Raw genomic sequence first — 19,644 nt, forward strand, 5'->3', positions numbered from 1 at the left:
CAAAGTCATCGGGCATTATCTGAACATAAAACACTATCAATAAGTTGGAGTCATTACCGAATTGTCTTTGCGGCTATTGTGATTTCAATCGGCTATTCTCTGGCGATATTCTTGTGGGGGGCCAGCACGAACTGGCAGCAGGTATTAAGCAATGGTTCTGTGAACCTCGGCAACATCACTTACATTCTGATGGAAAGCCTGGGGATGACGCTGGGCAATGCGCTGAATCTTTCACCAGAGGCGGCAATAACGCTGGGCGTCTGGTTTGCTCGCATTACCGGACTCTCGATGTTTCTTGCTTACACTGGCGCTTTCTTCACATTGAGCTATTCACCGTTGAAAGCGATTATTCAGGGGACGCCGAAAGCGCTGTGGCCTGCGCCCGTCACGAAACTGAATTCGACAGGGATGCCCGCCAATGCAATGTGGATGCAGTGTCTGTTGGTCAGTCTGTTTATTCTGCTGGTCTCTTTTGGCGGCGATACCGCGTCGGCGTTTTATAACAAACTGACGCTGATGGCCAACGTATCGATGACGCTGCCGTATCTGTTCCTCGCGCTGGCATTTCCCTTCTTCAAGTTTCGCGAGGGGCTGGAACGACCGTTTGTGATCTTCAAAACGAAGGTTTCTACACTACTGGCAACCGGGACGGTTGTGCTGGTGGTGGCGTTTGCCAATGTGTTCACCATCATTCAGCCTGTGATTGAAGCAGGGGACTGGAATAGCGCCTTATGGATGACAAGCGGTCCGGTGTTCTTCTCGTTACTGGCGATGATGATTTACCAGAACTACACCCGTCGGATGGAAAAACTACCGCAGTGGGTAACGGAGTAGTAGGAATGCCGGGCAGCATTAGCGCCGCCCTGCATAGTTAACGCTTACAAACTCCCCGCCGGACGTGCTTTCTTACCGGCAGACGTCAGCGTTTTCCCGGTCCTCGTCCCGTTCAAACTTTCCAGACGCATCTGGAACGGTGGGAATGGCATATCAATGCCATGATCGTGGAAGCCCGCCAGAATCAACTGATGGATTTCATGGCGTAGCGGCATACGATGTCCCATCTCTGCAGCATAGATACGCAGTTCAAAGATCTGAATCCCTTGCTGGAGATCGACGAGGAACACTTCCGGCGCCGGGTTGTCGATCACCAGCGAGCAGCGTTGTGCTGCTGTTAACAGAATTTGCGTGACCTCTTCGCTATTGGCGCTGGAAGGCGCCGGAATGGTCAGCACCACACGTGTCACAGAGTCAGAGAGTGACCAGTTAATGAACTGCTCGGTGATAAACGCTTTGTTGGGTACGATGATCTCTTTGCGGTCCCAGTCGCTGATGGTGGTCGCGCGGGTATTGATTTTCGTCACGCTGCCTGTCAGGTCGCGAATGGTCACCGTATCGCCAATACGAATCGGTTTTTCGAACAAAATGATCAGGCCCGAGATAAAGTTGGCGAAGATTTCCTGCAAGCCAAAGCCCAGACCGACACCGAGCGCCGCGACCAGCCACTGTAATTTTGACCACTCAATCCCAATCATTGAGAAACCCACCAGTCCGCCAATCAGCATCAGCAGATATTTGGTGATGGTGGTGATGGCATAACCTGTTCCGGGTGTTAAATCCAGATGCTGGAGCAGCGCCAGTTCCAGTAGCGCAGGCAAATTGCGGACCAGCTGCGTGGTGATGATGAACACCAGAATCGAAATTAATACGGCGCCCAGCGTGATCGGCTCCAGGCTCTCTACCCCTTGCACGGTGGAGGTGACATCCCAGAGCGAGATGTTCTCAAGGAAACCAAAGGCGGAATGGATTTCTGACCACAGTACGATGACTGACAACAGGGCGATGAGCATCAAAATTGAACGCACCAGACGCAGCGACTGGGCGCTGATGGTGTCGAGATCCACTTCGCTTTCATCGACCTCAACGCTTCCCTCAAGGCTGCTTGAATGCGCTTGTTCTTCTTCACCCCGCGCACGCTGCGCCAGCATTTCAGCGCGGCGATGCTTAGCGCGATCAAAGGCTAATCGGCGGCGCTGAATCAGCATCCAGCGGCGGATGACGTGATAAATCACCAGCAGTAAGAACCAGATAGCGACCGACGTTTCCAGTCGCGCCAGCAGAGCCTGTGCGGTCGCCAGATAGCCCACGACAGCCGCAAAAATCGCGACGAGCGGTGCGCCCATCAGCAGGTTCCACAACATCCGGTTGACCATGTTTTCGCCGCTGCCTTCTTTGTCGAGATACAGCGGAATACCTGCGCGCTTGAGACTGAGGGTGACTATTGCCAGCGCCCCGCAAATCAGCATAAAGCACAGACGCCCCAATGAAGCGGAAAACTCCCGGTCATTAAGATTATCAAACATAATCAAGGCCATGATGAGCGGCACGATGAATCCGATGCTCATCAGGTAATAGCGCATCGCACGCGCCACCCGGTGACGCGGCCAGCCAAAGTGCGCCACGAACAAACCGTTTGGACGCGCGAAAGTGGCGCAAATCATCACCACCCACAACAGAGGAACGGTAGCGGTGACGCCATCGCCTATCGCAACGGCCAGCGGGTAAGGCCATGCTTCCCGCAGTCCAAACCCTAAGGTGGCCCACAGCACCGGAAGCGGTGAGGCGACCAGTATTGACCAGAACACGGTGCGCAATGTTAGCCAGAAGTGATCTTGTGTAACTTTGCCAACGCGGGCGGATGAACGTTCCAGAAAACGGGTGAAGTGCTTGCGTGAGTAAAGACTAAAGCCAACCAGGATAAGCGCGCCAAACAGCGGCAGCAGCGTCTCTTTACTGGTCAGCATCATGATGCTGGCCTTGCCAAGTTGGTTAAAGGTATCCAGTGAAATCAGCCGACGCAGATCCTGAACGAGCTCAATCGGCCAGGTGAGCGACATCGGACTCACATCCGATGTCCAGAACAGGTAGCGGTGCGTCGCTTCGTTGACCTCTTTGAGCGCGTCTTCCAACTGACTGTTGGAAACTTTCAGCTTGGTCAACTCAAGGATCAGCGTGTCTCCCCCTTGTAGCAGGGAATTCAATAACTCGCGCTGAGTGCGCAGTTGTGCATCCAGAATCCGGTTTTGTTCGGCGGTAAGCGGTTTGCCGTCAGCCTGATGAATCTGACGCAGCTGAGGCTGCTTGTTGAGCAAATCCTCATAGCGCATACGGTGGACACGTAGCTGCGCCATTTCCGTATCTAACTGCTGGGGTTTGGGCATTTCCGGCAGGCGTGAAACCTGGGCGCGTAGCGCTTCGCCAAGCATGTTGGAGACGCCCAGCCATTGAGCCTGTTCTCGCAGAGTATTGAGCGCCTGGCGTACCTGCAATGTCTGACTGGTTGCCTGACGCTGTTGCGACGCTACCAGATCCATGCGCTGCGCTTGCTGGTTGAGCGCCTGCGATAATTCCCGGTTTACTTTGAACTGATCGACAATACCTGCTGGCAGGCCATCACTGTTTTCCGCCAACAGTTCGGTACTTTCCAGCGCGCGTTCGGCTTCGCGTTGGCGCTGGCTGTTTAATTGATTGCGTAACGCCTGCAGATAAGAATCAAGTTGTTGGCTCTGCTTTTCCGCCAGTTCTGAGCGCATACGCGCCAGTTCCTGACGGTTGTTGGCTGAAAGCTGTGCCAGCTCAAGTTCATCCACCAGGGCTTTGAGTTTGGCGGATTCGGCCTGCATGCCAAAATTTTGCGCCTGATTCAGCGGGGTGTTGCCGCTCACGGTGCCAAGTCGCCGTTCAATGTCATTCAACTGGCGGCGGGCATCAGTCTGTTGTTGCGGCAGTTGACTCAGCGAGTCGGCAATTTCCCGGGCACGTTCCTGTTCCTGCTGAGCCTGTCGGCTTTTATCCAGCAATTGACTGCTGACCTGGAGGATCTCCTGGTTCAGGGCCTCGGTGGACATCCCCGGCGGTACATTGCGTGGTTCGTCGCGCAGGTTATTAAGCTGGGCGCGTAATGTCGCAGACAACTTCGGGAAATTGTCGATGACTTGCTGGTATTGCTGGGCGCGCTCGAGGGAACCTTTACGTTCCTCAAGCGCGTTCAATGCAGACTGGAGTGCCTCGACGGCCTCCGGCTGGGCGGGTTTTGCCGCTTTTGCCTGCTCCAGTTCCTGGGTGATTTGTTTGGCGTCGGGGGCTGTCGCAGCGTACGCCCCCAGGCTGAGGCACCAGGCCATCAGAAAAGTGATAATCAGGCGCACGTCAGTCTACCTTTGTTGTTAGCTTTGTTCTGTCTTGTCGTCAACCGGCGGGTTGGCGTCATGTTCTGCGGCGATCTCCGTTTCTGCAACCGGCGTAGCTACTACGTCTGACGGGGTGAAAATCTCGGTAGAGGTGGCCAGCGGTTGACCAATTTTGGTCGCGGACAGACTTTGCAGTTGCTCTACCAGATTCACTTTACCCGGCGCAAACAAGTTGATGACGGTGGAACCCAGCTTAAAGCGACCCATTTCCTGGCCTTTCAACAGCGCAACAGAACCTTCGCTTTCGCCCGCAGGCCAGGTCCAGCGTTTGATGACGCCTTCACGTGGCGGCGTGATGGTTCCGGCCCACACGGTTTCAATGCTGCCGACGATGGTTGCGCCGACCAGAATCTGCGCCATCGGTCCAAATTCGGTATCAAACAGACAAATGACACGCTCGTTACGGGCAAACAAGTTCGGCACGTTTTGCGCAGTCAGATGGTTGACGGAGAACAGATCGCCCGGCACGTAAATCATTTCACGCAGAATACCGTTACACGGCATGTGTACGCGGTGATAGTCGCGCGGGGAGAGGTAAGTGGTGACAAACGAACCGTTACGGAACAGGTCAGCCATCAGATAGTTGCCTGCCAGCAGCGCCTCGAGACTGTAGTTATGCCCTTTGGCCTGCAGAATTTTATCTTCTTCAATACGACCTAACTGGCTGATCACGCCGTCTGCCGGCATCACCAGGATATTCGGATCGGTATCTACCGGGCGCACATCGTCACGCAACGGACGTACAAAGAAGTCGTTAAACGTGCGATAGCTGGCGGTGTCCGGCTTTTGCGCTTCATTCATATCGACCTTGTAGTACTTCACGAACAGATCGATAACCAATTTGGTCAGCCATCCCGCCCGTTTGCTTGCGCCCCAACCCGCCAGGCGAGTGAGCCATAGTTTCGGCAGAATGTACTGTAGCGAAAGTTTAAATGAGTTTAACAAGGTAGCCTCCAGGCCATTGTTTTGTCGTTCCTGATCCGGCATACGCGCCGGATCCTGAAAAAGGGGGACGATTCTAGCGACGCTTAGCTTAGTTGTCAGTTATCCGTATCAGAAAAGTTTTTACGCGTTTTTACTTGCGCCATGCTTTCCAGAATTCGGTGATAATTCTCGAAGCGGGTCTCGGCGATCGTCCCTTTCTCTACGGCTTCACGGATAGCACAGCCTGGATCCGCATCATGTTTGCAGTCGCGATACTTGCAATGCCCTAAATAGTCATGGAATTCGACAAAGCCGTGCGTGATTTGTTCCGGCTCAAGATGCCACAGCCCAAACTCACGAACGCCGGGGGAATCGATGACATCGCCGCCGTGCGGGAAGTGGTACAGGCGAGAAGCGGTGGTCGTGTGCTGCCCAAGACCGGAGTTGTCGGAGACATCGTTGGTCAGGATCTCTTCCTGCAGACCGAGCAGGTTATTGAGCAGACTGGATTTACCTACGCCTGACTGACCGGCAAAAATGCTAATACGGTCGGTCAATGCCTCTTCAAGCGGCTTCAGACCATTGTTTGTATGGCTGGATACCATTAATACGCGATAACCAATGTCGCGATAGATATCCATCTGTTCGTTGACGAAGGCCATGCCTTCATCGTCCAGCAGATCGATCTTATTGAGTACGATAATCGGTTCAACCTGCAGCGTTTCGCAGGCCACCAGATACCGGTCGATAATATTAAGCGACAGCTCCGGCAAAATGGCGGAGACAATAACGATTTGGTCGATGTTGGCAGCAATCGGTTTTACGCCGTCATAAAAGTCAGGGCGCGTCAGCACAGAGGTACGTTCATGTACCGCTTCGACAATGCCTTTGACGTTTACGCCTTCCGCCGCCGCTTTTCCTGGACGCCAGACCACGCGATCGCCGGTGACCAGCGAACGGATGGTTCGACGAATATTGCAACGGTGAACTTCACCGTTGGCGGATTCGACGTCGGCATGCATACCAAAACGGCTGATAACAATACCTTCAGCGGTTTCGCCAAACAGATTGTCATCGTAATCGGCCTTCTCCGTGGACGTTTTAAGACGACGCTGGTGATTGGCGTTCACGCGGCGCTGTTGGCCTTTGGAGAGTTTATTTTTACTCAATCGTACTGGCTCCTGGTCGCCCATTGTGGGCAAAACATCTATGATACACGCTATTTTAGATGAATATAGTCACACTGAACGTGACCTCTGAAGGGTGGAAAATAGCATGAGTGTCAATGAAAACAACCTCATTTGGATAGATCTTGAAATGACGGGGCTGGATCCCGAGCGCGATCGCATCATTGAGATCGCGACACTGGTGACCGATGCCAACCTGAACATCCTGGCAGAAGGGCCGACGATTGCCGTGCATCAGTCCGACGAACAACTGGCGCTGATGGATGACTGGAACGTGCGTACCCATACCGGAAGTGGTCTGGTGGATCGTGTGAAGGCAAGTACCGTGGGCGATCGCGAAGCGGAACTGGCGACGATTGAATTTTTGAAAGAGTGGGTACCTGCCGGGAAATCGCCTATTTGCGGTAACAGTATCGGACAGGATCGTCGCTTCCTGTTCAAATACATGCCGGAACTGGAAGCGTACTTCCACTATCGCTATCTGGATGTGAGTACGTTGAAAGAGCTGGCGCGTCGCTGGAAGCCGGAAATTCTGGATGGCTTTACTAAGCAGGGTACACACCAGGCGATGGATGATATCCGTGAGTCGGTGGCGGAACTGGCGTACTACCGCGAGCATTTTATTAAACTGTAATTGTGTGGGTTGGATAACGCATTTATCCGGCCCACAAACTTGCGTCATGGCTGTTTTGCCGCTAAATTGTGCGCTTTGGCGAATTATTCGGCACTTGAACAAAAAAACAAAAAAATCGCTTTTAGGGGGGTTGCAGCTGGAAGGATTTCTCGTATAATGCGCCTCCCGTAACGACGCAGAAATGCAAATTACGACAGCAACAAATTTGCGGGAATAGCTCAGTTGGTAGAGCACGACCTTGCCAAGGTCGGGGTCGCGAGTTCGAGTCTCGTTTCCCGCTCCAAAATTTGAAAGTATCGCAAGATACGCACCACCCAAGCGGGAATAGCTCAGTTGGTAGAGCACGACCTTGCCAAGGTCGGGGTCGCGAGTTCGAGTCTCGTTTCCCGCTCCAAAATTTGAAAGTATCGCAAGATACGCACCACCCAATCGCAGGATTTCGAATTGCGACAAGGCGGCAACTGAATGAATCCTTGGGAGCTTACTGAAGTAAGTGACTCAGGTGACTGAAGGCAGCCCAACGCAGTAGCGGTTCGAAAGACGAAGATTAAGCGGGAATAGCTCAGTTGGTAGAGCACGACCTTGCCAAGGTCGGGGTCGCGAGTTCGAGTCTCGTTTCCCGCTCCAAATTCTTATCTCAATAAAATTATCCACAACGCGTTATCACATTGGGGACGATTTCTTTTGCTTCTGACACATTCTTGTAAACAGACTTATCCACAGGCCAGAGCATTATTCCTGAAACGCGAAAAACTTCGCCGGGTGAATAGTAACCTTGCAATTTGTTGAAAATATTGGACTAATTATCATTTTGAATTGTTAGTGCGATCACTTGACGATTTTTTCCCTCTTGAATCACAATGCATTTTTATTTTTATACACAAGCTGTGGATGATTCAGGCGTCGCGTGGCAGACCTTTTTCAACCGCTCTGATCAGGCGCTGTTTCTTCGGTAATTGCACTTCTACCACACAAGCATTGCGCCTCTCAATTTGCTGGGCAACCGCCCATTCTATGTGCTCATCAAGAAGTGGGTGCTCACCTCGGCGACTTTCCAGCGCCTGAACCACCGCGTTATCCCACGGCGCATTTCCGAGTGCGACGGCAATATTTCGCAGCCAGCGTAAGTGACCAATGCGGCGGATCGCTGATCCCTCTGTGACTTTCAGAAATCTTGCTTCGCTCCAGTTGAACAGTTCAATCAGTTCTGGAGCGTGTAGCGGTTGACGCGGACTGAAATCATCCTCGCGGGTCAGCTGCGAATAGCGATTCCACGGGCAAATAAGCTGACAGTCATCACAGCCATAAATCCTGTTTCCTATCAGCGAGCGAAGTTCCTCAGGAATCGCGCCTTCCAGCTCGATCGTGAGGTACGAGATACAGCGGCGGGCATCGACAGTGTAAGGTTCCACAATCGCACCGGTCGGACAGGCCGTCATGCAGGCCACGCATTTTCCACACCCTTCTTCCTGAGGGGCGTCGATGGGCAGGGGCAAATCGATCAGGAGCTCGCCAAGGAAAAAGAATGAACCTGCCTCACGGTTGAGTGTAAGTGAGTGCTTACCTGTCCAGCCAAGACCGGCTTTTTCTGCCAGAGGGCGTTCAAGAATGGGCGCAGAGTCGACAAACGGTCTAAAATTCAGCGAAACACAATGTTGCTGAATCATCTCGCCCAGTTTTTTGAGGCGGTTACGTAAGAGTTTGTGGTAGTCGCGACCCAAAGCATAACGACTGACGTAGCCCAACCGGGGATTTTTCAGCGTGCTGGCGAAGGCGGCGTTAGCGGGCAGGTAGTTCATGCGTACGCTGATCACGCGTAGAGTACCGGGCAATAATTCGTGTGGCCTGGCGCGCATCATGCCGTGGCGGGCCATCCAGTCCATCTCGCCGTGGTATTGTTTGTCCAGCCACGCCTGCAGTTTGGGTTCGGCTTCGCTGAGGTCGGTATCGGCAATACCGACCTGTTGAAAGCCCAGTTCCAGCCCCCACTGTTTGATATTTTGCGCTAACTGATTGAGATCGAGGGACTCTGACATGACGGACCATACAATGAAGAAATACCCCACAAGTATACCACACTCCGTTTGGCCCGCCGATGACATCAAGAGAGTGGAGCGCGAAGCGGCAGACGCTTTTGGATTGACGCTGTACGAACTGATGCTGCGTGCGGGTGAAGCGGTATTTCAGGTCACCCGCAGTGCATACCCAGAAGCCCGCCACTGGCTGGTGCTCTGTGGGCACGGCAATAACGGCGGTGATGGTTATGTCCTGGCAAGGTTTGCGAAAGCCGCAGGCATTACGGTCACGCTGTTGGCGCAAGAAAGTGATAAACCGCTACCTGATGAAGCCGCGCAGGCTCGCGAATCCTGGCTGAATGCGGGAGGCGTTACCCACGCGCCAGATTTCGTCTGGCCGGCGGGAATTGACGTCATTATTGATGCGCTGTCAGGGACTGGCCTTTTGCAGGCGCCGCGCCAGTCTCTTGCCGAATTGATTGATCATGCCAATGCGCATCCCGCTCCTGTGGTAGCGGTAGATATTCCTTCCGGCCTGCTGGCGCAGACGGGCGCGACGCCCGGTGCGGTGATTAACGCCGCGCATACGGTCACGTTTATTGCGCTAAAACCTGGCTTGCTGACGGGAAACGCGCGGGATGTCACCGGGCAGTTGCATTTTGATGCGTTGGGCCTGGACGATTGGCTGGCGAGGCAGGAAAGACAAATCCAACGTGTTGATGCTTCGCAACTCAGATGCTGGCTGCCACCGCGTCGCCCGACATCGCACAAAGGCGATCATGGTCGGCTGGTGATTATTGGCGGGGATTATGGTACTGCGGGGGCGATTCGCCTGGCTGGCGAGGCTGCGCTGCGAACCGGCGCCGGGTTAGTCAGAGTGCTGACGCGCAGTGAAAACGTCGCGCCGCTGCTGACTGCCCGGCCAGAGTTGATGGTCCATGAACTGACCCCGCACTCTCTTGAGGAGAGCCTGGCGTGGGCCGATGTGGTGGTGATTGGCCCTGGGCTTGGACAACAGGCGTGGGGTAAAAAGGCGTTGCAGAAAATTGAGAATTTTCGCAAACCGATGCTCTGGGATGCGGATGCGCTCAACCTGCTGGCAATCAATCCCGATAAACGTCACAATCGCGTGATCACCCCGCATCCGGGGGAAGCTGCCCGGCTGCTGGGCTGTTCTGTTGCAGAAATAGAAAGTGATCGCTTACTTTCAGCCCGCCGTCTGGTAAAACGGTACGGTGGTGTTGCGGTGCTGAAGGGCGCAGGAACGGTTGTCGACGCAGAGTCAGATGTGCCAGCCATTATTGATGCCGGTAATGCAGGAATGGCCAGCGGCGGTATGGGCGATGTGCTCTCCGGGATTATTGGTGCATTGCTCGGACAGAAGCTTACCCCGTATGATGCAGCGTGTGCGGGATGTGTTGCCCACGGCGCGGCAGCAGATGTGCTTGCGGCGCGTTTCGGCACTCGCGGCATGCTGGCGTCCGATCTCTTTTCCGCGCTCCAGCGTATTGTTAACCCTGATGTGATTGACGTAAACCATGATGAATCGAGTAATTCCGCTACCTGATGAGCAGGCAACATTAGACCTGGGGCTGCGGGTAGCCAAAGCCTGTTCGGGGGCGACTGTAATCTATTTGTACGGTGATTTAGGCGCGGGTAAAACCACCTTTAGCCGTGGGTTCCTGCAGGCGTTAGGCCATAAAGGCAACGTGAAAAGTCCAACCTACACACTGGTCGAACCTTATTCACTCGATAACTTAATGGTATATCACTTTGATTTATACCGTCTTGCGGACCCTGAGGAGCTGGAATTTATGGGGATCCGTGATTATTTTGCCAATGATGCCATCTGCCTGGTGGAATGGCCGCAACAAGGTAAAGGTGTACTGCCTGACCCGGATGTCGAAATACACATAGATTACCAGGCGCAAGGTCGTGAGGCGCGCATTAGCGCGGTCTCCTCATCAGGTAATTTGTTGCTGGCGCGTTTAGCCGGTTAACCTTAAGGGTGACGGGATGATTTTTCGCATCAGAAATTGGTTGGCGCTAACACTGGTCCTGCTGTGCGCGCAGGTCGGGGCCGCCAGCCTCTCCGATATTCAGGTTTCCAATGGCGAACAACAGGCGCGGATTACGCTGAGTTTTATCGGCGATCCGGATTATACCTTTTCGCAGGACGGTAAACGTACCGTTGCGCTGGATATTAAACAGACTGGCGTGATTCAGGGATTGCCGCTGCTGTTTAGCGGAAATAACCTGGTGAAGGCGATCCGCTCGGGAACGCCGAAGGATGCGCAGTCGCTGCGCCTGGTTGTGGATTTAACGGAAAACGGGAAAACCGACGCCGTGAAGCGGCAAAACGGCGGTAACTATACCGTGGTCTTTACGATTAACGCCGATGCCCCGCCACCTCCTCCGCCTCCGCCCGTGGTGGTGAAACGTGTTGAGACGCCGGAGATTGCTCCGCGCCCGAGTGAACCTGCACGTAATCCGTTTAAATCCAGTAACGATCGCACGACGGCGGTGATTAGCAGCAACACGGCGACGCGTCCTGCGGCACGAACTTCGGTGAGTAATAGCGACAAGATTGTGATTGCCATTGATGCCGGTCACGGTGGCCAGGACCCCGGCGCCATTGGTCCCGGTGGTATCCGTGAGAAGAATGTCACTATCGCCGTCGCCCGTAAACTGCGTACGCTGCTCAACGATGATCCGATGTTCAAAGGCGTCTTAACGCGTGACGGAGACTATTTCATTTCGGTGATGGGGCGTTCGGACGTCGCGCGTAAGCAAAATGCCAATTTCCTGGTGTCGATTCATGCGGATGCTGCGCCAAATCGTGATGCGACAGGGGCTTCGGTGTGGGTATTGTCAAACCGACGAGCCAACACCGAAATGGCGGGCTGGCTGGAGCAGCATGAGAAACAGTCCGAACTGTTAGGTGGCGCGGGCGATGTACTGGCAAACAGCCAGTCTGATCCTTACCTGAGTCAGGCGGTGCTGGATTTGCAATTCGGTCATTCACAACGCGTAGGGTATGATGTGGCGACCAACATGATCAGTCAGTTACAGCGTATTGGTTCGATGCATAAGCGTCGTCCTGAACACGCCAGCCTCGGTGTGTTGCGCTCGCCAGACATCCCATCGGTGCTGGTTGAGACCGGCTTTATCAGCAACCACAGCGAAGAGCGTTTGTTGGCAAGCGATGATTATCAGCAGCAACTGGCTGATGCCATCTATAAAGGCCTGCGTAACTACTTCCTGGCGCATCCGGTGCAATCCGGGCCGCAGGGGACGTCTGCGCAAACGGCCAGCGCGACTGCGCCGGGCGAGATGCTAACAAACTAAGGAATAGTCATGCCGATTCAGGTTCTTCCGCCGCAACTGGCGAACCAAATTGCCGCAGGTGAAGTGGTGGAACGACCTGCGTCGGTGGTCAAAGAGCTGGTAGAAAACAGCCTTGATGCTGGCGCGACGCGAATTGATATTGATATTGAACGCGGCGGCGCAAAGCTTATCCGCATTCGCGATAACGGCTGTGGCATTAAAAAGGATGAACTGGCGCTGGCGTTAGCGCGTCACGCGACCAGTAAGATAGCCACGCTTGACGATCTTGAGGCGATTATCAGCCTCGGGTTTCGCGGCGAAGCGCTGGCAAGTATCAGTTCGGTGTCTCGGTTAACGCTCACCTCCCGCACCGCAGAACAGCCCGAAGCCTGGCAAGCGTACGCGGAAGGGCGTGACATGGACGTGACGGTTAAGCCTGCCGCACATCCGGTGGGGACGACGCTGGAGGTGCTGGATCTGTTCTACAATACTCCCGCACGGCGCAAGTTCATGCGCACCGAAAAGACAGAATTTAACCATATTGATGAGATTATCCGGCGCATTGCGTTGGCGCGTTTTGACGTCACGATCAATTTGTCGCACAACGGTAAAATGGTGCGTCAGTATCGCGCGGTGGCGCAGGATGGGCAGAAAGAGCGTCGACTGGGCGCTATTTGCGGCACTCCGTTTCTCGAACAGGCGCTGGCGATTGAGTGGCAACATGGCGATTTGCGGCTACATGGTTGGGTAGCTGACCCTCATCACACAACGGCGGCGCTGGCGGAAATTCAGTACTGCTACGTCAACGGACGTATGATGCGCGATAGGCTGATCAACCACGCAATTCGTCAGGCGTGTGAAGATAAGCTGGGTGCCGATCAGCAACCCGCATTTGTGCTGTACCTTGAGATTGACCCGCATCAGGTGGATGTCAACGTGCATCCGGCTAAGCACGAAGTCCGTTTTCATCAGTCGCGCCTGGTACATGACTTTATCTACCAGGGCGTACTGAGCGTGCTGCAACAACAGCTTGAATCGCCATTGCCGCTGGAAGCAGAAGGCGAACCCGCGCCCCGGCACGTTCCGGAAAACCGTGTGGCCGCAGGGCGTAACCATTTTGCTGAGCCAGTGCAGGCCCGCGAACCTACGGCACCGCGCTACACTTCCACACAGTCAGCGGGCAGCAGCGCGCCGCGCCCGACAGCGGCAAACTGGCCGCATGCCCAGCCGGGCTATCAGAAACAGCAGGGCGAAGTGTATCGCCAGCTCCTGCAAACGCCGACACCTGCGACAAAATCGCCCGTGGCGGAACCTGCTACATCGGCGCTGGCGGGGCACAGTCAGAGCTTTGGTCGTGTACTCACGATTGTGGGCAACGACTGCGCGCTGCTGGAACGCGAAGGGAATATTCACCTGCTGTCGCTGCCAGTGGCTGAACGCTGGCTGCGACAGGCGCAACTGACGCCCGGAAAAACGCCCGTTTGTGCCCAGCCGTTGCTGATTCCGCTGCGCTTAAAAGTGGCGGTGGACGAAAAGACGGCGCTGCAAAACGCGCTCCCCTGTTTGGCGGATTTAGGGATTGAATTTCAGCTGGATGCGCAGCATGTGACCATTCGAGCTGTGCCTTTACCCTTACGCCAACAAAATTTACAAATCTTGATTCCTGAACTGATAGGCTACCTGGCGCAGCAATCCAGCTATGAGGCAGACAATATTGCCCAGTGGATTGCGCGTAATCTGATGAGTGAACATCCGCAGTGGACTATGGCGCAGGTTATTACCCTGCTGGCTGATGTCGAGCGGTTATGTCCGCAACTTGTGAAGGCGCCGCCAGGTGGTCTATTACAACCTGTTGATTTACATTCGGCGATGAACGCCCTGAAACATGAGTGATATCTGTAAGGCGAGCCTGCCAAAGGCGATTTTTTTGATGGGGCCGACGGCCTCCGGCAAGACCGCATTAGCAATTGAATTGCGTAAAGTTTTGCCAGTAGAGTTGATAAGCGTCGATTCCGCCCTTATTTATCAGGGGATGGATATCGGTACGGCCAAACCTGACGCTGAAGAGTTAAAGGCCGCTCCGCACCGATTGCTGGATATCCGCGATCCTTTGCAGGCGTATTCTGCGGCGGATTTTCGTCGTGATGCCCTGGCGGAGATGGCTGACATCACTGCGGCAGGACGTATTCCGCTGTTAGTTGGCGGTACTATGTTGTATTTCAAGGCGTTGCTTGAGGGATTATCGCCATTACCGTCGGCGGATCCTGAGGTCAGAGCCAGAATTGAGCAACAGGCGGCAGAGCAAGGATGGGACGCGTTGCACCGACAGCTTCAGGAGATTGACCCTGTTGCGGCCGCGCGAATTCATCCAAATGATCCGCAAAGACTTTCCCGGGCACTGGAAGTTTTTTTCATTTCGGGTAAAACTTTAACGGAACTGACGCAAACGTCAGGAGACGCTCTACCGTACCAGGTGCATCAGTTCGCCATCGCCCCGGCGAGCCGTGAACTGCTCCATCAGCGAATTGAGCAGCGTTTTCATCAGATGTTGGCTTCAGGTTTTGAAGCAGAAGTGCGGGCGCTTTTTGCCCGTGGAGATTTGCATACGGATTTGCCTTCCATTCGTTGTGTGGGATACCGCCAGATGTGGTCATACATTGAAGGTGAAATTTCATACGATGAAATGGTTTATAGAGGTGTTTGCGCCACGAGGCAGTTGGCGAAGCGTCAGATAACCTGGTTACGAGGCTGGGACGGTGTGCACTGGCTTGACAGTGAAAAGCCGGACCAGGCGCGAAACGAAGTATTACAGGTTGTTGGTGCTATCGCAGACTGAATGTGTACAATTGAGACGTATCGTGCGCAATTTTCAGAATCGAAAGGTTCAAAGTACAAATAAGCATATAAGGAAAAGAGAGAATGGCTAAGGGGCAATCTTTACAAGATCCGTTCCTGAACGCATTGCGTCGGGAACGTGTTCCGGTTTCTATTTATTTGGTGAATGGTATTAAGCTGCAAGGTCAAATCGAGTCTTTTGATCAGTTCGTGATCCTGTTGAAAAACACGGTCAGCCAGATGGTTTACAAGCACGCGATTTCTACTGTTGTCCCGTCTCGCCCGGTTTCTCATCACAGCAACAATGCCACCGGCGGCACCAGCAGTAACTATCATCACGGTAGCAGCGCGCAGGGTTCTTCTGCGCAACAGGACAGCGAAGAAACCGAATAAGGTTTGTCGCTGTTTATCCATGTCGGGGGCGCCATAATAGCGGCCCCCGCTGGTTATTTATGAGGGTTTACGCTTGTTTGACCGTTATGATGCCGGTGAGCAGGCGGTACTGGTACACATCTATTTTTCGCAAGACAAAGATATGGAAGACCTACAGGAGTTTGAATCTCTTGTCTCTTCCGCCGGTGTCGAAGCAATGCAGGTGATTACCGGTAGCCGTAAAGCACCGCACCCGAAGTATTTTGTTGGTGAAGGTAAGGCAGTTGAAATTGCGGAAGCCGTGAAAGCGACTGGCGCTGCGGTCGTAATTTTTGATCATGCTTTAAGCCCTGCCCAGGAACGAAACCTGGAACAGTTGTGCCAGTGTCTTGTTATCGACAGGACCGGTCTCATTTTAGATATTTTTGCCCAGCGTGCGCGTACCCATGAGGGTAAATTGCAGGTTGAGCTGGCGCAGTTGCGCCATCTGGCTACACGCCTGGTGCGTGGCTGGACCCACCTTGAAAGGCAGAAAGGCGGGATTGGTTTGCGCGGTCCGGGGGAAACCCAGCTCGAAACCGACCGTCGTTTGCTGCGTAATCGTATTTTGCAAATACAGTCGCGCCTGGAGAAAGTTGAGAAGCAACGTGAGCAGGGGCGGCAGTCGCGCAAGAAAGCGGATGTTCCAACCGTATCTTTGGTGGGATATACCAACGCCGGAAAATCCACCCTGTTTAACCAGATAACCGAAGCCCAGGTCTATGCAGCAGATCAACTGTTCGCGACCCTGGACCCGACGCTGCGGCGTATAGACGTTGCGGATGTCGGTGAAACCGTGCTGGCGGATACGGTTGGTTTTATCCGTCATTTACCGCACGACCTGGTGGCAGCCTTTAAGGCTACCTTGCAGGAGACACGTCAGGCCACGCTGTTATTGCACGTTGTGGACGCTGCTGACGTACGCGTACAGGAAAACATCGACGCAGTGGATACGGTACTCGAAGAGATCGATGCTCACGAGATCCCGACCCTGATGGTGATGAACAAGATCGACATGCTGGACGACTTTGAGCCGCGTATCGACAGAGATGAAGAGAATAAACCAATCCGTGTCTGGCTTTCCGCACAGACCGGTATTGGCATACCACAGCTTTTTCAGGCTTTGACTGAACGGCTTTCTGGTGAGGTGGCGCAGCACACGTTGCGTTTGCCGCCGCAGGAAGGTCGCCTGAGAAGCCGGTTTTATCAACTTCAGGCAATAGAAAAAGAGTGGATGGAGGAGGACGGCAGCGTAAGTTTGCAAGTTCGCATGCCGATCGTTGACTGGCGTCGCCTCTGTAAGCAAGAACCGACCCTGGTGGATTACGTAATCTGACCAGGACGAAAGGCCTGAGGATTTTTGCCCAATACTTATCGGATTTTGGGGTGCAGGACGGCGGCAACGCCCCTGTAGTGCAAAAAACGGGGTATATCACCGCATAACAAATATGGAGCACAAACATGGCGTGGAATCAGCCCGGTAATAACGGACAAGACCGCGACCCGTGGGGGAGCAGCAAACCTGGCGGCAACCCTGAGGGAAATGGAAACAAAGGTGGCCGCGATCAGGGGCCTCCTGATCTGGATGATATCTTCCGCAAACTGAGTAAAAAACTCGGTGGTCTGGGTGGCGGTAAAGGTACTGGCTCTGGCGGCGGCAGCTCATCGCAAGGCCCACGCCCGCATTTGGGTGGTCGTGTCGTATCCATCGCAGCGGCAGCTATCGTCATTATTTGGGCGGCCAGCGGTTTCTATACCATTAAAGAAGCGGAACGCGGCGTGGTGACACGCTTCGGTAAATTCAGCCATTTGGTTGAGCCGGGTCTGAACTGGAAACCGACATTTGTCGATGTTGTCACCCCAGTGAACGTTGAAGCGGTGCGTGAACTTGCTGCATCCGGCGTGATGCTGACGTCTGACGAAAACGTCGTACGTGTTGAGATGAACGTACAGTACCGCGTAACCGATCCGCAGCGTTACCTGTTTAGCGTGACCAGCGCTGATGACAGTTTGCGTCAGGCAACCGACAGCGCCCTGCGCGGGGTTATCGGTAAATACACCATGGACCGCATTCTGACTGAAGGCCGTACCGTGATTCGTAGCGATACCCAGCGTGAGCTGGAAGAGACGATTCGTCCTTATAACATGGGTATCACTCTGCTGGACGTCAACTTCCAGGCTGCGCGTCCGCCGGAAGAGGTGAAAGCCGCGTTTGACGATGCTATCGCAGCGCGTGAAAACGAGCAGCAATACATCCGTGAAGCCGAAGCGTACACCAACGAAGTTCAGCCACGTGCAAACGGTCAGGCGCAACGTATTCTTGAAGAAGCTCGTGCTTACAAAACACAAACCATCCTGGAAGCGCAGGGTGAAGTGGCACGCTTTGCCAAGATCCTGCCGGAATATAAAGCCGCGCCGCAAATTACTCGCGAGCGTCTGTATATCGAAACGATGGAAAAAGTGTTGAGCCATACCCGTAAGGTACTGGTCAACGACAAAGGCGGCAATCTGATGGTTCTGCCATTGGATCAGATGCTGAAAGGTGGGAATACCACTGGGGCAAAGAGCGATAACAGCGGGGCGAACAATCTGCTGCGTCTGCCGCCAGCGTCCTCCTCCAGCAATAGCGGAGCAAGCAACACCTCGTCCACCAGCCCGGGCGATATTATGGACCAACGCCGCGCTAACGCGCAGCGTAACGACTACCAGCGTCAGGGGGAATAACGATGCGTAAGTCAGTTATTGCGATAATCATCATCGTGCTGGTAGTGCTGTACACGTCTCTCTTTGTGGTCAAAGAAGGCGAGCGCGGGATCAAGTTCCAGTTCAGCAGCGTTGTGCGCGACAGCGACAAGAAACCACTGATTTATGAGCCAGGCCTGCACTTTAAGGTTCCGTTCATTCAGTCGGTTAAAATGCTCGACGCGCGTATCCAGACGATGGATAACCAGGCCGACCGTTTTGTCACCAAAGAGAAGAAAGACCTGATCGTCGACTCCTATATTAAGTGGCGCATCAGTGATTTCAGCCGCTACTTCCTGGCAACGGGCGGTGGTGACGTTTCTCAGGCCGAAGTGCTGCTGAAACGTAAATTCTCTGACCGTCTGCGTTCTGAGATTGGTCGTCTGGACGTGAAAGATATCGTTACCGATTCTCGTGGTCGTCTGACTCTGGAAGTGCGTGATGCGCTGAACTCCGGTACAGCAGGCACCGATGACGAAGTGGAGACGCCAGCTGCGGATAATGCGATTGCCGAGGCCGCTGAGCGCGTAACCGCTGAAACCAACGGTAAAGTGCCAGTCATTAACCCAAACAGTATGGCGGCGTTAGGTATCGAAGTGGTCGATGTGCGTATCAAGCAGATCAACCTGCCTGCTGAAGTGTCTGAGGCGATTTACAACCGTATGCGCGCTGAGCGTGAAGCGGTCGCGCGTCGTCACCGTTCACAGGGTCAGGAAGAAGCGGAAAAACTGCGTGCAACAGCGGATTATGAAGTGACGAAAACGCTGGCGGAAGCCGAGCGCCAGGGTCGCATTATGCGCGGTGAAGGTGATGCTGAAGCCGCAAAACTGTTTGCGGACGCCTTTAGCCAGGATCCCGATTTCTATGCGTTCATCCGTAGCCTGCGTGCTTACGAGAAGAGCTTTGAAGGAAATCAGGACGTCATGGTGATGAGTCCGGACAGCGATTTCTTCCGCTACATGAAGACACCGAGCACCACTGCACGTTAAAATAACGTCAGGTTTTAGATGAGCAAAACCACCGCATCCCTGGGGATGCCGGTGGTTTTCTTTTTTTATAAGGACAACGGATGAACTCGACAATTTGGCTGGCGCTAGCTCTGGTTTTGGTGTTTGAAGGCCTGGGGCCGATGCTTTATCCCAGGGCCTGGAAGAAAATGATCTCTGCCATGACGCAATTGCCTGAAAATACTTTACGCCGTTTTGGCGGAGGTCTTGTGGTTGCGGGCATCGTTGTCTACTACATGTTGAGGAAAACGATTGGCTGATCAAAAAATGGCCTGATTACCCGTTTTTAGCCCGCAAAAAGTGCTGTATATCTGA

The 19,644-nt window shown here is 53.9% G+C and carries 15 protein-coding genes, 3 tRNA genes and 1 pseudogene; 15 read left to right on the top strand and 4 right to left on the bottom strand.

The annotated features are described in order from the left end of the window. Positions 1 to 834 (top strand): annotated as a pseudogene (locus CJP72_RS19700) (glutamate/gamma-aminobutyrate family transporter YjeM); the annotation flags it as partial. Positions 835 to 878: 44 nt separating this feature from the next. Here CJP72_RS19700 and mscM read toward each other — a convergent pair. From mscM to rsgA, 3 genes are all read right to left on the bottom strand, one after another. Beyond that, a complete protein-coding gene (gene mscM / locus CJP72_RS19705; protein ID WP_162383017.1) occupies positions 879 to 4,205 on the bottom strand; it encodes a miniconductance mechanosensitive channel MscM in 3,327 nt (1,108 codons plus the stop codon). 18 nt (positions 4,206 to 4,223) lie between these two features. Further along, positions 4,224 to 5,192: an archaetidylserine decarboxylase gene (asd, locus tag CJP72_RS19710; protein ID WP_162383018.1), complete on the bottom strand. Its 969-nt coding sequence runs from the start codon at positions 5,190 to 5,192 to the stop codon at positions 4,224 to 4,226. A gap of 95 nt (positions 5,193 to 5,287) precedes the next feature. After that, positions 5,288 to 6,340, bottom strand: a complete 1,053-nt coding sequence (gene rsgA, locus CJP72_RS19715; protein ID WP_193568805.1) for a small ribosomal subunit biogenesis GTPase RsgA — start codon at positions 6,338 to 6,340, stop codon at positions 5,288 to 5,290. Positions 6,341 to 6,446: 106 nt separating this feature from the next. Between rsgA and orn the strand changes: the two genes are divergently transcribed. From orn to CJP72_RS19735, 4 genes are all read left to right on the top strand, one after another. Beyond that, entirely contained in the window at positions 6,447 to 6,992 is a 546-nt protein-coding gene (orn, locus tag CJP72_RS19720; RefSeq protein ID WP_162383020.1) for an oligoribonuclease, read from the top strand. A 207-nt stretch (positions 6,993 to 7,199) separates the two neighbouring features. Then, positions 7,200 to 7,275: transfer RNA gene (locus CJP72_RS19725), tRNA-Gly, on the top strand. Positions 7,276 to 7,310: 35 nt separating this feature from the next. Then, positions 7,311 to 7,386, top strand: a tRNA-Gly gene (locus tag CJP72_RS19730). 157 nt (positions 7,387 to 7,543) lie between these two features. Beyond that, positions 7,544 to 7,619, top strand: a tRNA-Gly gene (locus CJP72_RS19735). 269 nt (positions 7,620 to 7,888) lie between these two features. On the opposite strand, the gene queG is transcribed toward CJP72_RS19735, so the two are convergent. Beyond that, positions 7,889 to 9,028, bottom strand: a complete 1,140-nt coding sequence (gene queG / locus CJP72_RS19740) for a tRNA epoxyqueuosine(34) reductase QueG (protein WP_162383021.1) — start codon at positions 9,026 to 9,028, stop codon at positions 7,889 to 7,891. Here queG and nnr point away from each other — a divergent pair. The 10 genes from nnr (at position 9,027) to CJP72_RS19790 (ending at position 19,589) form a co-directional block, all read left to right on the top strand. Continuing rightward, positions 9,027 to 10,574: a bifunctional ADP-dependent NAD(P)H-hydrate dehydratase/NAD(P)H-hydrate epimerase gene (gene nnr / locus CJP72_RS19745; protein ID WP_162383022.1), complete on the top strand. Its 1,548-nt coding sequence runs from the start codon at positions 9,027 to 9,029 to the stop codon at positions 10,572 to 10,574. The two genes, queG and nnr, sit on opposite strands and share 2 nt — an antisense overlap. Then, on the top strand, positions 10,546 to 11,007 hold the full coding sequence (tsaE, locus tag CJP72_RS19750; protein WP_162383023.1) for a tRNA (adenosine(37)-N6)-threonylcarbamoyltransferase complex ATPase subunit type 1 TsaE: 462 nt from the start codon (positions 10,546 to 10,548) through the stop codon (positions 11,005 to 11,007). The genes nnr and tsaE overlap by 29 nt, the downstream gene beginning before the upstream one ends. Positions 11,008 to 11,023: 16 nt before the next feature. Beyond that, positions 11,024 to 12,355: an N-acetylmuramoyl-L-alanine amidase AmiB gene (amiB, locus tag CJP72_RS19755; protein WP_162383024.1), complete on the top strand. Its 1,332-nt coding sequence runs from the start codon at positions 11,024 to 11,026 to the stop codon at positions 12,353 to 12,355. Between the two features lie 9 nt (positions 12,356 to 12,364). Then, entirely contained in the window at positions 12,365 to 14,227 is a 1,863-nt protein-coding gene (gene mutL, locus CJP72_RS19760; RefSeq protein ID WP_162383025.1) for a DNA mismatch repair endonuclease MutL, read from the top strand. Then, complete coding sequence (gene miaA / locus CJP72_RS19765) at positions 14,220 to 15,170, top strand: tRNA (adenosine(37)-N6)-dimethylallyltransferase MiaA (RefSeq protein WP_162383026.1); 951 nt, start codon at positions 14,220 to 14,222, stop codon at positions 15,168 to 15,170. Before mutL ends, miaA begins: the two co-directional genes overlap by 8 nt. A gap of 83 nt (positions 15,171 to 15,253) precedes the next feature. Next, positions 15,254 to 15,562 carry an RNA chaperone Hfq gene (gene hfq, locus CJP72_RS19770; protein WP_162383027.1) on the top strand — a complete coding sequence of 103 codons (309 nt, stop codon included), beginning with the start codon at positions 15,254 to 15,256 and terminating at the stop codon, positions 15,560 to 15,562. Positions 15,563 to 15,635: 73 nt separating this feature from the next. Then, positions 15,636 to 16,916, top strand: coding sequence for a ribosome rescue GTPase HflX (gene hflX, locus CJP72_RS19775; RefSeq protein WP_162383028.1), 1,281 nt, complete (start codon positions 15,636 to 15,638; stop codon positions 16,914 to 16,916). Between the two features lie 125 nt (positions 16,917 to 17,041). Beyond that, positions 17,042 to 18,304 (top strand): FtsH protease activity modulator HflK, encoded by a 1,263-nt coding sequence (gene hflK / locus CJP72_RS19780; protein ID WP_162383029.1) that lies wholly within the window; start codon positions 17,042 to 17,044, stop codon positions 18,302 to 18,304. 2 nt (positions 18,305 to 18,306) lie between these two features. Then, positions 18,307 to 19,311 carry a protease modulator HflC gene (gene hflC / locus CJP72_RS19785; protein ID WP_162383030.1) on the top strand — a complete coding sequence of 335 codons (1,005 nt, stop codon included), beginning with the start codon at positions 18,307 to 18,309 and terminating at the stop codon, positions 19,309 to 19,311. 80 nt (positions 19,312 to 19,391) lie between these two features. Next, entirely contained in the window at positions 19,392 to 19,589 is a 198-nt protein-coding gene (locus CJP72_RS19790; RefSeq protein WP_162383031.1) for a DUF2065 domain-containing protein, read from the top strand. The last annotated feature ends 55 nt before the right edge of the window (positions 19,590 to 19,644 follow it).

It is taken from the genome of Citrobacter sp. NCU1 (assembly GCF_010231475.1).
In the GTDB taxonomy this organism is placed as follows: Bacteria; Pseudomonadota; Gammaproteobacteria; order Enterobacterales; family Enterobacteriaceae; genus Citrobacter_D.